The sequence below is a fragment of the Micromonospora sp. WMMA1976 genome (assembly GCF_027497335.1).
Lineage (GTDB): Bacteria > Actinomycetota > Actinomycetes > Mycobacteriales > Micromonosporaceae > Micromonospora > Micromonospora aurantiaca.
This window is the reverse complement of the sequence record NZ_CP114912.1, coordinates 3,900,785-3,915,619: the sequence shown is the minus strand read 5'-3', so window position 1 is coordinate 3,915,619 and position 14,835 is coordinate 3,900,785. Positions and strand designations below refer to the sequence as shown.

Genomic DNA, 14,835 nt, shown 5'->3' with positions numbered 1-14,835 from the left:
GGAACGCGATGCTGAGGTCCGACCACCGATCGGGGAAGAGGGCCACCACATGGGATCACTGGCACGGCACGGGTTGTCGATAGCGACGGTCTCCACTCTGACGGCGGGTGTGCTGCTCCTACCGGTCACGCCGGTCGCGGCCGCGACCCCTTCTACGTGGACGGCGACGATCCCCACGCTGATCCACGAGAGCCGGCTGACCGACGTGGCCGCCGCCGGCCCGAACAACGCCTGGTCCGTGGGCTACCAGGCGTCGACATACACGGGGTACTCGATCGACCAGCCGTACGCCCTGCTGCGGTGGAACGGGCGGACGTGGACGGAACGGCGTCTGCCGCACCAGGCGTATCTGCTGTACAAGGTGGACGCGGCGGGCGCCCGGGACGTCTGGACGGTGGGCTCCCGGCGCCTCGGCGAGTCGTACGCCGGGCACTTCGACGGCGTGACCTGGACGGCGCACGCGCCGTGGCCCGCCCCGGCGGGAACCTCGGAGCTGCTGGACGTGGCCGCGACCGGCGGCGGACGGGCCGTGTTCGTCGGCCACGACGGCGGCCGGCCGCTGGTCGTCGAGGGCGGCACCGGTCAGTTCGGCCGGGTCGCGGTGCCGGGGACGGAGGGAATCAACGGTGTCCTGCGCGGGGTGGCGCGCACCGCGGACGGTGGCGTGTTCGCTGCCGGGGAGCGGTACGTCGCCGACGCGCCCTACCCGGAGCCGATGATCGCGCAGCGCGTCGGCGGGTCGTGGCGGGTGGCGCCGCTGCCGTCGATCCCGAGCGCCCGGCTCACCGGCGTGTGGGCCCGCTCGTCGACCGACGCCTGGGCGGTCGGCACCCAGGACTACGACTCCGCCCCCAAGCCGGTCATCCTGCACTGGGACGGCCGGACGTGGCAGCGGGTGGCCGGACCGGCACCGGCCGGCTGGGCCTACGCGGTCGCGGGCGACGCGAACGGAAACGTCTGGATCAGCGGCACGAACCCGATTCCGCCGTACGTCGAGTACCCGGGCACGCTGCTGCTGCGCTACACCGCCGGGCGCTGGAGCGTCGCGTACGGGCCGAAGGTCGAGGGCAACGATCCGAGCCTGGACGCCCTGGCCAACATCCCGGGGACCTCGTCGTTCTGGGGGAGCGGCACGGTGTCGACAGCCGGGCTCCGCCTCACCGCAGTGATCGAGCGGACCAGGTGAGGGTGGGGGCGTGAGCGCGGCACCGCTCACGCCCCGCCACCCTGGCACCCGGCGGAGGAACTACCGCCAGGGGGTCAGCACCGAGCGCGTCAGCGCGGTCAGCCCGGCATCCCAGCGCTCGTCGGGCCAGTCGCGGAGGTGCTCGACGAGATCGCTGCGCACCGCGGCCAGCAGGGCGTGCGCGAGGAACTCCGCCGACTCGGGGCCCCGGGCCTCGGACACGATGGCGGTCAGTCTCGCGTGCCACTCCTCGTACGACTCGTTGCGATAGGGGCTTCCGCTGCCCGCGTTCTCCAGGGCCAGCGTGAGGACCCGGTTGGCCCGCTTGAACCGGACCAGCTCCCGCAGCAGATGCAGGGCGCGGTCCGCCGGCGAGTCGCCGGGCAGGCTCGTCGCGAGTGACGCCTGGAGCTGTTCGCCGCGTGCGCCGTAGAGGGCGCGGACGAGGCCCAGCCGGTCGCCGAAGTGGCGGAACAGCGTGCCCTTGCCCACGCCGGCGGCAGCGGCGACGTCGTCCATGGAGATCCGGTCGGGGTCGGTCGCCGCCTCGAACAGCCGATCGGCCGCGGCGAGCACCGCCTCCCGATTCCGCGCGGCGTCAGCACGCACTCCTGCCCCCTCTCGCAAACGGACCGTCAGTCCGCTATGGTGAAGCGGACCGGCCGTCCGCTTATCGTAGATCACCGCGGGCGGCCCGCCGACAGGAAGGAACAGCAGTGCCGAGTACCGCCACCGATGTGTTCCACCAGGCCCTGGACCGTCTGCTCGCCAAGGACATGCCGAGCTTCATCGCCCTGTTCGCCGACGACGCCGTCATGGAGTTCCCGTTCGCGCCGGCCGGGCGGCCCAGCCGGGTGGCCGGCCGCGCCGAGCTGCACGACTACCTCATCGACTACCCGCGGACCCTGGACATCCGCGAGATCGCCGACGTCACGGTGCACCAGACCGCCGACCCGGAGGTGATCGTCGCCGAGTTCACCGCCACCGGCGTCGTCGTCGCCACCGGCGAGCCGTACCGCCTGCGCTACATCGCCGTCCTCACCATCAGGGCCGGGCGGATCGTGCGCTACCGCGACTACTGGAACCCCCTGGCCGTGCGGGAACTGTTCGGCGAGGGGGTGCGGGCATGATCCTCGTCGTCGGAGGCACGGGAACGACAGGCCGGCTCGTCGCCGCGAGACTCGCCGCCGCCGGCCGCCGGGCCCGCGTCGCCAGCCGCCGGGCGTCCGCCGAGGGCGTCCGCTTCGATTGGTACGACCGCAGCACGCACGACACGGCGCTGGACGGGGTGACAGGGCTCTACCTGATCGCGCCCCTCGGCGACGCCGACCCGGCGCCGACCATGCTGCCGTTCCTGGACCTGGCCCGCCGCGCCCGGGTACGGCGGGCCGTCCTGCTCAGCTCGTCGGCGATCGAGGCCGGCACGCCGGGACTGGGCGAGGTGCAGGCCCAGCTCGGCGAGATGATCCCCGAGTGGGCGGTGCTGCGACCGTCCTGGTTCATGGAGAACTTCGTCGGCGACCATCCGCACGCCGCGAGTGCCCGGGACCGTGGCGAGATCGTCAGCGCCACCGGCGACGCCCGCGTGGGCTTCGTCGATCCGGCCGACATCGCCGAAGTGGCGGTGCGTGCCCTCACCGACCCGGCGCCCCACGACACCGAGCACGTCATCACCGGTCCCGAGCGGCTGAGCTACGCCGACGTCGCCGCCACGCTCACCGACCTCCTCGGCCGCCCGGTCCGGCACCGCGCGGTCGACGAGGACGCGCTCACCGCGTACCACGAGGCTCACGGCCTCGCGCCCGACTACGCCCGCTTCCTCGCGGGCCTGGACACGGCCGTCGCCGCGGGCTCGGAGGACCGGGTCACGACGACCGTCGCGGACGTGACCGGCCGGCCACCCCGGACGTTCCGGGACTTCTGCCGCGACCGGCCGGCCGGGGCATCTCGGGCCGTGGACGTCTGAGATCGGCCCCGGCCGCCGTCAGGCGGGGCTGGAGGGCTCGGTCCTGCTCGCGTCGGGCGCCTCGTGCGGCGGTGTGCGGCCACGCGTCGACGCGGCCCGGGCGGCCAGGGAACCCAGCAGCCGCAGGTTGTCGTGTGACGGGCTGCCGGGATCGGTGGTGTAGACGAACAGTGTCTGGTCCGGGTCGCCGGGCAGGGCGAGTGCCTCGTAGTGAAGGGTGATCGGCCCGACCGCCGGATGGTTCATCCGCTTCGTGCCGTGCGTGCGTTCGTGCACGTGGCGGCCGTTCCACCAGGTCCGGAACTCAGGGCTCTTGATGCTCAACTCGCCGACCAGCTCGCTGAGCTGCGGATCGTCGGGATTACGCCCGGCGTAGAGACGCAGCGTGCCGACCACGTCGGCGGCCACCGTGGGCCAGTCCAGGAAGGCGTCGCGGGCGCCCGGGTCGAGGAAGACCCACCTGATGTAGGTGCGGTGCCTCGGCGGCAGGAGCGTCCAGTCGGTGAGGAGCGCGCGGGCGAGGGCGTTCGAGGCGAGTACGTCCGTGCGGCGGCCGAGGATGAGCGCGGGGTGTTCGGTCATCGAGGCGAGCAGTTGGTGCATCGCCGGGCGTACCCGTTGGGCCGGCGTCTGCCGGCTGCTGCGCCTCGCCGGCCGCGCGAGGTCGGCGAGGTGGGCGCGGGCGGCGGCATCGAGCTGGAAGACCCGCGCCAGGGCGTCGACGACGGCCGCCGACGGGCTGGCGTGCCGGCCCTGTTCGAGGCGGGTGTAGTAGTCGACGCTCACGCCGGCGAGCATCGCCACCTCCTCGCGGCGCAGCCCGCGGACCCGGCGTCCCTGCGCCGCGGCGGCGATGCCGGCCGCCTCCGGAGTCAGGTCGGCCCGGCACTGACGGAGGAACCGCCCCAGGTCTGAGTGTCCCGCCATGACTCGATGATCCGCCGCGAACGCCGTCCGCGACACCGTCTGGGTGGGTACGCCGTTCCCAGGCAGCGCTGGGCTCGTCCGGCTGTGTTCTCGGCCGTCTGTCGTACCCACGATTGATCTGTGTCCCAGCCCGGGGACACGACGACATCGAGATCGGGAGTTCCCATGCCTTACCCCACCGCAGGTCCGGCCACGTGGTTCGTCACCGGCACGTCCCGCGGCATCGGCCTCGCACTGGTCACGCAGCTGCTGGAGCGGGGCGACAACGTCGCGGCGACGACCCGCTCGGCCGAGCGTCTCGCCGCGGCCCTCGGCCCGGTCGACAGCGAGCGGCTGCTTCCCCTCGAACTCGACCTGACCGACGAGGCGGCGGTGAGGGCGGCAGTCCGGGCCACCACCGACCGTTTCGGCGGGATCGACGTCGTGGTCAACAACGCCGGCTACGGCTTCCTCGGCGCGGTCGAGGAGGCGGGCGACGCCGAGGTCCGGACGATGTTCGAGGTGCAGGTCTTCGGCGTCTGGAACGTGCTCCGCGCGGTCCTGCCCGGCATGCGCGCCGCCCGCAGCGGCCACATCGTCAACGTCTCCTCGATCCTGGGGCTGACCGCCTTCCCCGGCTGGGGCCTCTACTGCTCGGCGAAGTACGCCCTGGAAGGCCTGTCGGACGCGCTCGCGGCCGAGGTCGCGCACCTCGGCATCACTGTCACCGTCGTGGAACCCGGGTACACGCGTACCGACTTCCTGCGCACATCGTCGCTCGGCCTGCCGGCGAACACCACCGACGGCTACGAGGCGGTCCGCGAGATGACCGAGGCGCACCTGGCCATGCCCGGCACTCAGCTCGGCGACCCGGTCAAGGCCGCGGCGGCCGTCATCGAGGTGGCAGTGGGCGGCAAGGCCCCGCTGCACCAGGTGCTCGGCTCCGACTCCTACGACCTGGCCAAGGCCCGCGTGGCGACGTTGCTCGCCGACATCGAAGCAGGCCGCGAACTCGCGCTCACCACTGACGTCGACGAAGCCTGACCGCTTCGCCGACGGGTCACGCGCTGCCGCGCAGCCGGACAGCTCGGCGTCGATCCGGTGTTGTCGGAGCCCGTGGCTATCCTTTCGCGGTGTCGTACGCCGATCTCACTTCCGCGCAGTGGAACGACCTCTCCGACAGCGCTGCCGGCCGGCTGGCGCGGGACATCGCCGGCCGGCACGAGCTGACAGTGGCCTGCGTGGAGAACAGGGCGTACGCGGGCCGGTCGCACCGCACGGCGCTGTTCGACCGCGGCGGGATGCGGTTCGCGCTCGTACCCGGCGGGCGCCCGGCGCTCGGCTACGACGCGGCCCGGTTCCGTCCCGCCGCGCACCAGGCCGCCGACTACGCCGACAGCGCCGCCGAGTTCGGCCTCCCGTCGCTGACCGAGTTCGTCGACTCGATGACGTCGCCCGTCCGCGACGTCGACATGCCGGCGATGCTGGTCGCGGTGGACGCCTTCGACCCGTGCGAGGTGCCGCTGGCGCCGGACGACCCCCGCGTGCGGGAACTGGTCGCGGCGGCCGGGGGCCGGTTCGGCGGGGTGCGCACCTTCCGCTCCGGTGACGGGCTGACCGTGGAGTTCGACCGGACGACCGGGCAGGTGGTGCGGGCCCGGGCGATCCGCGAGGTCTCGTACGACGACGCGATGGCCGGGCTGGCCGATCTCGGCCTGCGCACGACCACTCCGGACGAGTGGGAGTGGGCGTGTGGCGCCGGGGCGGCGACGCTGTTCCGCTGGGGCGACGACTGCCCCGGCGACGGCTACCCGTACGACCACAGGACCGGCCCGCACCGGCAGGACAACCTCTGGGGTCTGGCGATCGGGCAGGACCCCTACCGGCACGAGGCGACGACCGAGCGCACCGTCGTGTGCGGTGGCGACGGCGGCGGTGCCACCTGCGGCGGCAGCGGCTTCTTCCTGGGCTGGCTCACCCTGGCGACCGCGTACCGCGACGAGGATTTCGGCCGGTGGACCGCCTCCGACGACGGATACGCCGACGAGATCCTGACCCGGCCCGTCGTCGAGCTGGGCTGAGGCCCGGATGGACGCCAGGACCGGCGAACCCCTCCGCCCGGTGGGCGATGACTGATCGTCCGCTGCTGTTCCTGGACGTCGACGGGACGCTCCTGCCCTTCGGCGGCTCCGCCGGGCCGCCGGAGGACGGTGTCAACCCGCTGCTGGCCGGTCTGGACGCCGGGCACGGCCGCCGGCTCGCCGCGTTGCCGTGCGATCTGGTGTGGGCCACGACCTGGATGCACGATGCCAACGAGGTGCTCGCGCCGCGGCTCGGCCTGCCTCCGCTGCCGGTCGTCGACTGGCCGGACGACGAGGACGACGACGGTCGGCTGCACTGGAAGACGCGGCGACTCGTCGAGTGGGCCGCCGGACGCCGGTTCGTCTGGCTGGACGACGAGATCACCGACGCCGACCGGAGGTGGGTAGCAGGGAACCACGGCGCGCCGGCGCTCATGCACCGCGTCGATGCGCGTCGAGGCCTCACCGACGCGGACCACCAGGCTGTCGCGCGATGGCTGAGGGGATAGGCCTTGTGCCGGCGTCCGCGCGCCCTAAGCGACCCGGTCTCGTGGCAACGCCCGGGTGGGCAGCACCAGGACCTTCCCGTCCTCCTTCTCGACGAGGCCGATCTCGACATCGGGAAGGTCCGACACGGACACGGTCTCCTCGGCCGCGAGCTGACGCAGGCGGCCCGGCCATTCGAGCAGGTTGTTCACCTCGCCCTGGGTCAGCAGGCGATCGGTGAAGCTCTTGGTGGGTGCCCGCAGCCGCAGGTCCGCGAGGGCGCCGAGGAGCGCGTGCAGTTCGTCCTGTAGTTCGTCCACGCTCCGCTGCTCGTCCTGCAGCATGGCGGTGAAGCGGCGGAAACTGAGCTCGGGCGACTTCTGGGCGTGCTCCACGGCTTGCAGCACCGCGACCCGTCGCTTCGTCGCGATGGCCAGTGAAGCCAGCCGGAGCTCGACGCGGAAGGCGCCGTCGGGCTTGTCGATCCCGGGGAAGGCCTTGATGAGGTCGGCGACCTCCACCCCGTCGGAGGAGAACGCCGCGACCTTCGCCCGCCATGCGCCCGCCCTGCGTCGGGCCGCGGCGATGGCGGTGTCGACGGTGTGTACGGCCGCGTCCAGCCCGAGGGAATGTCCCGCCTCACCCTTGTCGAGCAGGAGGGCGGTCGCCCGTTCGACGGCCGCCGTCGCGCCGTGGAGGCGGTCGCGTTCCGCGTCGAGGTTCTCGGCGGTCAGCTCCTCGAGAAGCTCGGTGACCCTTTCCATGGCCTTACGACGCTGCTCTTCGGCGTAGACGCTCGCGGCGGTCGCCACGGCGAGCAGGATGAACGATGCCGCGGCGGTGACGATACCGGCGGTGGTCGCCGCCTTCGCGGTGCCGCTCACCGCCCCCGTGACGCCTGGCCGGGACGCGTCGGCCGCCACCGGTACGAAGGTGGCCTTCTGCACGATGCCCGTCTTGCCGAGGATGTCGCCGTGGATGCCACCCGCGACGGCCTTGGACGGCATGGACCGTACGAGACCGTCACCGAGCTGCGAGGCCACCGACCTCGGCACCACCATGCGGTACAGCGTCTCCGTCGGCCCTGCGGCGGCCGTCGCCGCGGACCCGGCATTCGGCGTCTTCAGCAGTCGTCGGAGCTCCATCGCGAGCGGCGACGCGGCGTCGAGGAGTCGTCCCCCTCGGACGTCCGTCATCGGCGGAAGCGGGTACGCCTCCACCGTGACGAGCGGCGTGTCGAGGAAGGCGGCGAGCGCCTGCCGCAGCCCGGCGAGCCGCTCCGGTGACATGCCCTTGTGGTCCACGGGAAGCTCCGCCGCCCGCGAGATCTTCCCGGGCTCCGTCGCCAGGGTCCACACCGGCACCTGCTGATGGTCCGTCACGCCGTTCCGCCGTTCCTAGTCGTGGCGAGCGCCATGAGACTAGCCAGTGCGTCGCTGATCGGCAGACCCGTGTCTGCCACCGGACACGGCCTGTCATGCTCGAAACGATGACCACCGAGCGCCCTCGCGGCTCCCGTCTCCCGCGCGTCCTGCTGATCGTCGGCGTCCTCGGGGCGCTCGCCGCCGTCGCGGCGGTCGTGGTGCCGCTGGTGCGGCCGCCCGGCCCGCGACCGGACTTCCAGCTCCCGGTGGCGTGCGGCGAGATGTGGCGGCTGTCCACCTATCCGGGGCACGACGACTACGACGTCGACCTCTTCCCGACCTCGGGGGAGGCTTGGGGGAGGCCGGTGCTCGCCTCCGCCGACGGCACCGTCACCGTCGCGGGGATCAACGGCTCGCTGGGCGGCCGCACCCCGCAGGATCCGGACGGGCCGCGCGGGCGCGGCGGCGGTTACTGGGTGAAGATCGACCACGGTGGCAAGTGGGAGACGCAGTACCTGCACCTGCTCGAACCGCCGTCGGTGCAGGCCGGTCAGCGGGTGGCCCGGGGCGACCAGCTCGGGCGGGTCGGCAGCACCGGGAACTCCGGGGCCCCGCACCTGCACTACGAGCAGCGCCGCGGCTGGGAGAAGGTGGAGGCCCACTTCGACGGCGTGCCCTCCGGGATCACGTCCGACGACCGCGAGTACTCGGTGCGGCTGACGAGCGCGAACTGCGCGCCGCCGCGCCAGTGACCGGGGCGGTCAGCGTCCGTCGGTGGTGGCCCGGGTGTGGCGGGCCTTCCCGATCAGGCCGAGGTGGGTGTGCTCGAACCCCTCGCCCGTCTTGAGGCCGTACCCCAGCGCGCGGTCGACGGCGATGTGGAACGCCCACGCGACGGCCAGGACGCCGAGCCAGTCGATCCGGTCACCGGACGCGGCCGCCGCCACGGCCACCGCGCCGAGCGCCGCCGGCAGCGCGTACGAGTGCGCCAGGTTGTAGCAGGCGGCACCGAGGCGCGGCCCGCGCAGGTAGCCGAGCATGGACAGGTCGAAGACGAGGAAGAGGGCGAGCAGCGACCACCACGGGTATCCGGCCGCGACGGTCACGACGACGGCGAGGACAGCGACGACGGCGGCCTCGACGCGCTGCGTCGTCACGGGGTTGAGCTGCGGCATCTCCCACCTCGATGTCGGTGCCGGGGCCGGCGCGGAGGCGGCCGGCTCGCGCCGTCGGCCTGCCCGGACAGCGTACGCAGGCGACTGTGGGCCGGTGCGTCGAGGTCATTGACGCACCACGGTGACGCCACGGCCGGTTACCATCCCGAGTCATGGCGAGATACGTCGCTCTGCTGCGCGCGGTGAACATCGGTGGCGCCAGTTCCATGGCGATGGCGGAGCTGAAGGAGGTCTTCGTCTCCTGCGGCTTCGACCAGGTGGCGACCTACATCCAGAGCGGCAACGTGGTGTTCGGCTGCCCGGAGACCGACGAGGCCGCGATCCTGGCCGAGATCGGCCGGGGCATCACGCGGCGGTGGGGCCGGGACGTGCCGGTGCTGCTGCGCAGCCTGGCCGAGCTGGACGCGATGATCGCCGCGAATCCGTACGTCGACGCGCAGACCGATCCGACGAAGCTGCTGGTGACGATGCTCAGCAGCGACCCCGGCGCGGACAAGCAGGCGGCGCTCGCGTCCCCGCCCGGCGAGACCGGGACGCTGACGCTCGTCGGCCGGGACGTGTTCGTGCACGTGCCCGACGGGTACGGGCGCAGCAAGCTCGGCAACGCCTTCGTGGAGAGGAAGACGGGTGTGGTCGGCACGACCCGCAACTGGCGCTCGGTGCTGAAGTTGCGTGAGATGGCGGCGGCCTGACCCGGCGCCGGGCGCGAGGGGCGTCGTCGAGGTGACTGTGCAGTTCCGGGTGCTGGGCCCGCCGGAGGTGGTCCGGAACGGCCGGGTGGTGCCCCTCGGCGGGCCGAAGCAGCAGGCACTGCTGGCCCTGTTCCTGCTGCGCCCGAACCGGTTCGTCGCCGCCGACTGGCTTGTCGACGCGCTCTGGGACGGACGGCCGCCGGCCAGCGCCCAGACCACGCTGCGCACCTACGTCGCCGGGCTGCGCCGGGCCGTGGAACCGCAACGCTCCCACCGCGAGCCGGCGCGTGTCCTGCGCAGCCACCCCCGGGGGTACGAGCTGCGGGTGGACGCCGACGCCGTGGACGCGGTCCGGTTCGGCGCCCTGGTGGACCGGGCGGCGGACGCGCTCGCGGGCGGGCGGCCGGAGTCCGCCGAACGGACGTACACCGAGGCGCTGGCGTTGTGGCGTGGTGAGCCGCTGGCGGGCGTGGCCGACCTGGCCGCGGTGCGCCCGGAGGCGGCCCGGCTGGCCGAGCTGCGGGTGAGCGCCGAGGAGGGGCGGCTGACAGCGGCCGTCGCCGCGGGCCGGCACGCGACGCTGCTGCCGGAGCTGCGCCGGTTCGTGGCGGCGCATCCGCTGCGCGAGGGCGCCCGGGCGCAGTTGATGCTGACGCTGTACCGGTCGGGGCGGCAGACCGAGGCGCTCGCCGTCTTCGACGAGGGCCGCCGGATCCTGGCCGACGAGTACGGGATCGACCCGGGGGAGCAGATCCGGGCGGCGCACCGGCTGATCCTGGAGCAGGCCGTACCGCAGGACGCCGGCAGCCCTGCCGACACCGGCGTCCGGGCGGCCGCCGAGACGGCCCCGGAGCGGGACGTCGAGGCGCTGGTGGGGCGGGATGCGGAGCTGGACCGCCTGCGGGGGGCGCTGGACTCGGCGACCGGGCAGGGCGGGCGGGTGCTGACGCTGGTGGGGGAGGCCGGCATCGGCAAGACCAGCCTCGCCGCGGCGCTCGGCGCCCGCGCCGCCGCAGCCGGCGTCCCGGTGGTCTGGGGTCGCTGTCCGGACGTCGGGCAGGCGCCGCCGTTCTGGCTGTGGAGCCAGGTGGTACGCGCGCTGCTGGCGCTGCCGCACACCCGCGCCGCCGGGTCGGCGAGCCGGCTGGACGGGTTCGCCGCGGGCGCGCCGAGCGGACCGGCCGACGGTCGCGGACTGGACCCCACGGCGCGGTTCCAGGTGTACGAGGCGGTGGCGGACCTCGTGCACGCGGCGGCCCGGGAACGCGGGCTGCTCGTCGTCCTCGACGACCTGCACGCCGCCGACCCGGACTCGCTGCTGTTGCTGCGGTTCCTCGCCACCGCCCTGCCCGCGTCCCGGGCGCTGGTGGTCGCCACGCTGCGCCCGTACGACGACGATCCGGCCCTGGTGGCGACCGTGGCCGAGCTGGCGCGCGGACGCGGCTTCGGTCAGGTCCGGCTCGCCGGGCTGGACGCCGCGGCGGTCGCCGACCTGGTCCGGGACCGCACCGGCGTGGCGCCGCCGGAGCCGCAGGTGACCCGGCTCGTGACCCGCACCGGCGGGAACCCGTTCTTCCTCACCGAGCTGCTGCGGTCCCGGGCCGGCGCGGGCGCCGACGCGGAGCTGCCGCCGAGCATCCGGGACACGGTACGGCTGCGGCTGGCCGGGCTGCCCGCTGCCACCCGGCGCTGCCTCGACCTGCTCAGCGTCGCCGGACACGACGTGGACCTGGCGGTGCTCGCGGCGGCGCTGCACAGGACGGCCGAGGCTGTCGCCGAGGACCTCGCCCCGGCGTACCCGGCCGCGCTGGTGGTCGAGACCGGGCCGGGTGCGCTCGCGTTCCGCCATCCGCTGATCGCCGAGGTCACCTACGCCGAGCTGGTCCCCCCGCGCCGGGCCGCGCTGCACGCCCGGCTGGCCGCCGCGTACGAGCGGACCGCGGGCGCCGCACCGGCGGAACTGGCCCACCACTACGGCGAGGCGATCGGGCTGGGCCACGGCGAGGACCACCTGCGGTGGTCGCTGCGCGCCGCCGACGACGCCACCCGCCGGGTCGCCTACGAGGACGCCCTGGGCCACCTGGAACGTGCCGCGCTCCGGCTCGCCCCCGCCGCGCGGGTGTCGCCGGACGCGGCGCACACCGAGCTGACCGTCCAGTTGCACCGCGCGGCCCTGCTCCAGATGACTGTGGGCGTCGGCAGCGACGCGGTCGACCGGGTCTGCGCCCGGGCCCGCGAGCTGCTGGCGCTCGTCGGGCCGGACGCGGACATCCGCCACGCGCTGTGGGCGCTCGGTGAGCTGGCCGCCAACCGGGCCGAGTTCGCGATCTGCGCCGACCTCGCCGGGCGGCTCGTCCGGGCGCCCGACGACGGCAGCGGGCTGCTCGCCGTCGCCGGGGAGTACCTGCTGGGCGCGGTCGGCTACTTCACCGGCCGGCAGGCCGACGGCGAGCGGCGGCTCACCGCCGGGATCGAGCGGCTGCGTACCGTCGACCGGGCGCTGCTGCGCCGCGAGGTGGGCCGGCGTCCGGTGCTGGCCTGCCACAACTTCCGGGCGCTCGTACGCTCGATGCGCGGCGATCCGGCCGGTGCGTGGGCGGACATCGCCGCCGCGGAAGCCCTCGCCGATGAACTCGACGACGCGTACGGCCGCGCGAACGCGGCGCTCTACGCGGCCTGGCTGGCGATGCAGGAACACGACGTGGCAGCGGCCGACGCGGCGGGCCGGCGGTGCCGGGACATCGGGCGGGACACCGGTCTGCCGCACATGACCGCTACCGGCGCGTACTTCCTGGAGTGGGCCGCGGCGCGCGGCGGCGACCACGGCCGGCTCGACGCGATGCGCGCCGCCGCCGACGAGTTCTACCGGCCCGGGCTGCGGTCCACCCGGACCATCACGCTGTGTGCGATGGCCGAGGCGTACCTGGCCGCCGGTCGTCCGGAGACCGCGGCGACGCTGGCCGGGGAGGCGCTGGCGGTGGCGGACCGGGTCGGTGAGCGCGTCTTCGTCGCGGAGCTGCACCGGATCCGCGGCGCGGCCCGGCGCGACCGCGCGGAGTGGGACCTCGGCGCGCGGATCGCCGCCGGCCAGGGCGCGGGTCTGCTGCTGCCCCGGTTCGCCGCCTTCTGACCGGCGTGGAGGCCCGCCTCCACGCCGTCTCCACACCCCTTCCACACCGGACTGGTGCCCTGACCGGTGCCGGACGGCGCAGAGTCGTCCGGACCACGTTCCGAAGGGGCACCACGATGGAATCAGTTCAGCCGCCGGCTCACCAGGAGGTCCAGGAGGTCGAGGTCGCCGTCATCGGCTGCGGGCCGGTGGGCGCGCTCACCGCCAACCTGCTCGGCGCCCGCGGCGTCACCACGCTGGTCGTGGAGCGCAGCGCGACGCCGCACGGCCAGCCGCGGGCCTTCTCCTGCGACGACGAGGCGTTGCGCATCTACCAGCAGGCGGGCCTGCTCGACGAGATACGCGACGAGACGATCGCGCCGCCGCTCGTCGAGTACGTGAACGGCGCGGGCCGGGTGTTCGCCCGGATGAGGCTGTCCGAGACGGACTTCGGGTACGGGCACGCGCCGCTGCGCTTCTTCGACCAGCCGCGACTGGAACACACGCTGCGCGCCGGGCTGGACCGCTTCCCGCACGTGCGGCTCGCGCTCGGCACCGAGCTGGTCGGCCTGACCCAGGACGAGGACGGCGTGACGGTGCTGCTGTCCGACGTGGTCACCGGGCAGCGGCGGGCGGTCCGCGCCCGGTACGTGCTCGGCTGCGACGGCGCTCGCAGCGCCACCCGCGCCGCCGTCCGGATCCCGCTGTCCGGGGCGAGCTACGCCGAGCCGTGGCTGGCCGTCTCCGGCGACGTGCCGTCCGACGCGGTACGGGTGCCGGACACCACGTTCGTCTGCGACTGGCGGCGCCCGGCCTTCGTGTCCCCCGGGGCGGCCGGCAGCTACCGGATGGAGTTCATGCTGCGCCCGGGCGAGACCGAGGACGAGATGCGGCGACCGGAGACCATCGCCGCGCTCGTCTCGCCGTATGTCGACCCGGACCGGTTCGCCGTCACCCGGGCGGTGGTCTACACCTTCCACCACCTGGTCGCGCAGCGGTGGCGGGAGGGACGGGTGTTCCTGCTCGGCGACGCCGCCCACCAGATGCCCCCGTTCATGGGCCAGGGCCTGTGCAGCGGCCTGCGCGACGCGGCGAACCTGTCGTGGAAGCTGTCGCTGGTGCTGTCCGGCGCCGCCGACGCCGCCGTGCTCGACACGTACGAGTCCGAGCGGCGTCCGCACACCGTGGAGATGGCGCAGACGAGCGTCCGGCTGGGACGCGTCTTCCTGGCCCGCAACCGGGTCACCGCCGGGGTACGCGACGCCGCGCTGCGGGCGGTCCAGACGATCCCCCGGGTACGGCGGTTCGTGGAACGGTTCGAGTTCAAGCCGGTGCCGGCGTACCGGCGGGGCCTGATGGCCGGCGGGCGGCGCGACGGGGTGGTCGGAACGATGTTCCCCCAGCCGCGGGTCCTCGTTCCGGGCGCGCCCGGGGAGCGTCTGCTCGACGAGGTGCTCGGCGACGGCTTCGCCGTGCTGGGCCGCGCCGGTGTGGCCGACCCGCTCGGCGCGTGGCGACCGGGGCTGCCGGTGCGGTTCGTCGCGGTCCACCCGTCCGGCACGCGGCTCGCCGACCTGCCGGATCCGCCCGCTGGCCCACCGGCGACCGGCGGTCCGGACCGGGTCGACGTCGTGGACGCCGACGGGGTGCTCGGCGGGTGGCTGCGGCGGCACGGCGCCGACCTGGTGGTGCTGCGGCCGGACCGGTTCGTGTTCGCCCTGGTCACGGCCGGTGGCGTCGAGCAGGCCGCACGGGACCTTTCGGCCGCCCTCGGCGTACCGCCGGACGGAGGCCGGACCCGGGCGGACACCTCGGGACTCGCGGCGGCCCCGGGCTCGTGACCTGACGTCCGGGAGCAGTGCCTATCATC

At 74.3% G+C, this 14,835-nt stretch carries 14 protein-coding genes; 10 read left to right on the top strand and 4 right to left on the bottom strand.

Going from position 1 to position 14,835, the window contains the following annotated elements:
* Nucleotides 1-49: 49 nt before the first annotated feature.
* The gene (locus tag O7546_RS17945; protein WP_269697236.1) at nt 50-1,186 is read left to right on the top strand and encodes a hypothetical protein; all 1,137 of its coding nucleotides are present in this window, start codon (nt 50-52) and stop codon (nt 1,184-1,186) included.
* A gap of 60 nt (nt 1,187-1,246) precedes the next feature.
* On the opposite strand, the gene O7546_RS17940 is transcribed toward O7546_RS17945, so the two are convergent.
* A complete protein-coding gene (locus O7546_RS17940; protein ID WP_281599578.1) occupies nt 1,247-1,795 on the bottom strand; it encodes a TetR/AcrR family transcriptional regulator in 549 nt (182 codons plus the stop codon).
* Between the two features lie 107 nt (nt 1,796-1,902).
* On the opposite strand from O7546_RS17940, the gene O7546_RS17935 reads away from it, so the two are divergent.
* Together O7546_RS17935 and O7546_RS17930 are read left to right on the top strand one after the other, a co-directional pair.
* Nucleotides 1,903-2,316: a nuclear transport factor 2 family protein gene (locus O7546_RS17935; RefSeq protein ID WP_269697235.1), complete on the top strand. Its 414-nt coding sequence runs from the start codon at nt 1,903-1,905 to the stop codon at nt 2,314-2,316.
* Nucleotides 2,313-3,152 (top strand): ergot alkaloid biosynthesis protein, encoded by an 840-nt coding sequence (locus O7546_RS17930; protein ID WP_194802758.1) that lies wholly within the window; start codon nt 2,313-2,315, stop codon nt 3,150-3,152. The genes O7546_RS17935 and O7546_RS17930 overlap by 4 nt, the downstream gene beginning before the upstream one ends.
* Before the next feature lie 18 nt (nt 3,153-3,170).
* On the opposite strand, the gene O7546_RS17925 is transcribed toward O7546_RS17930, so the two are convergent.
* Nucleotides 3,171-4,079, bottom strand: a complete 909-nt coding sequence (locus tag O7546_RS17925) for a helix-turn-helix transcriptional regulator (RefSeq protein WP_194802759.1) — start codon at nt 4,077-4,079, stop codon at nt 3,171-3,173.
* Nucleotides 4,080-4,244: 165 nt separating this feature from the next.
* On the opposite strand from O7546_RS17925, the gene O7546_RS17920 reads away from it, so the two are divergent.
* From O7546_RS17920 to O7546_RS17910, 3 genes are all read left to right on the top strand, one after another.
* Nucleotides 4,245-5,102, top strand: coding sequence for an SDR family NAD(P)-dependent oxidoreductase (locus tag O7546_RS17920; protein WP_281599573.1), 858 nt, complete (start codon nt 4,245-4,247; stop codon nt 5,100-5,102).
* Nucleotides 5,103-5,191: 89 nt separating this feature from the next.
* Nucleotides 5,192-6,139, top strand: coding sequence for a hypothetical protein (locus O7546_RS17915; protein WP_194802760.1), 948 nt, complete (start codon nt 5,192-5,194; stop codon nt 6,137-6,139).
* Nucleotides 6,140-6,186: 47 nt separating this feature from the next.
* Nucleotides 6,187-6,648, top strand: coding sequence for an HAD domain-containing protein (locus O7546_RS17910; RefSeq protein ID WP_194802761.1), 462 nt, complete (start codon nt 6,187-6,189; stop codon nt 6,646-6,648).
* 24 nt (nt 6,649-6,672) lie between these two features.
* Here O7546_RS17910 and O7546_RS17905 read toward each other — a convergent pair whose 3' ends face one another.
* Nucleotides 6,673-8,007, bottom strand: a complete 1,335-nt coding sequence (locus O7546_RS17905) for a hypothetical protein (protein ID WP_281599570.1) — start codon at nt 8,005-8,007, stop codon at nt 6,673-6,675.
* 107 nt (nt 8,008-8,114) lie between these two features.
* Here O7546_RS17905 and O7546_RS17900 point away from each other — a divergent pair, with 107 nt between their 5' ends.
* The gene (locus O7546_RS17900; protein ID WP_281599568.1) at nt 8,115-8,741 is read left to right on the top strand and encodes a M23 family metallopeptidase; all 627 of its coding nucleotides are present in this window, start codon (nt 8,115-8,117) and stop codon (nt 8,739-8,741) included.
* A gap of 9 nt (nt 8,742-8,750) precedes the next feature.
* Here O7546_RS17900 and O7546_RS17895 read toward each other — a convergent pair whose 3' ends face one another.
* Nucleotides 8,751-9,164 (bottom strand): DUF4260 domain-containing protein, encoded by a 414-nt coding sequence (locus O7546_RS17895; RefSeq protein ID WP_194802764.1) that lies wholly within the window; start codon nt 9,162-9,164, stop codon nt 8,751-8,753.
* Between the two features lie 152 nt (nt 9,165-9,316).
* Between O7546_RS17895 and O7546_RS17890 the strand changes: the two genes are divergently transcribed.
* The 3 genes from O7546_RS17890 (at nt 9,317) to O7546_RS17880 (ending at nt 14,806) form a co-directional block, all read left to right on the top strand.
* Entirely contained in the window at nt 9,317-9,856 is a 540-nt protein-coding gene (locus O7546_RS17890; protein ID WP_194802765.1) for a DUF1697 domain-containing protein, read from the top strand.
* 31 nt (nt 9,857-9,887) lie between these two features.
* Nucleotides 9,888-12,986 (top strand): BTAD domain-containing putative transcriptional regulator, encoded by a 3,099-nt coding sequence (locus O7546_RS17885; protein WP_281599565.1) that lies wholly within the window; start codon nt 9,888-9,890, stop codon nt 12,984-12,986.
* Nucleotides 12,987-13,102: 116 nt separating this feature from the next.
* Nucleotides 13,103-14,806 (top strand): bifunctional 3-(3-hydroxy-phenyl)propionate/3-hydroxycinnamic acid hydroxylase, encoded by a 1,704-nt coding sequence (locus tag O7546_RS17880; protein WP_194802766.1) that lies wholly within the window; start codon nt 13,103-13,105, stop codon nt 14,804-14,806.
* Nucleotides 14,807-14,835 lie beyond the last annotated feature (29 nt).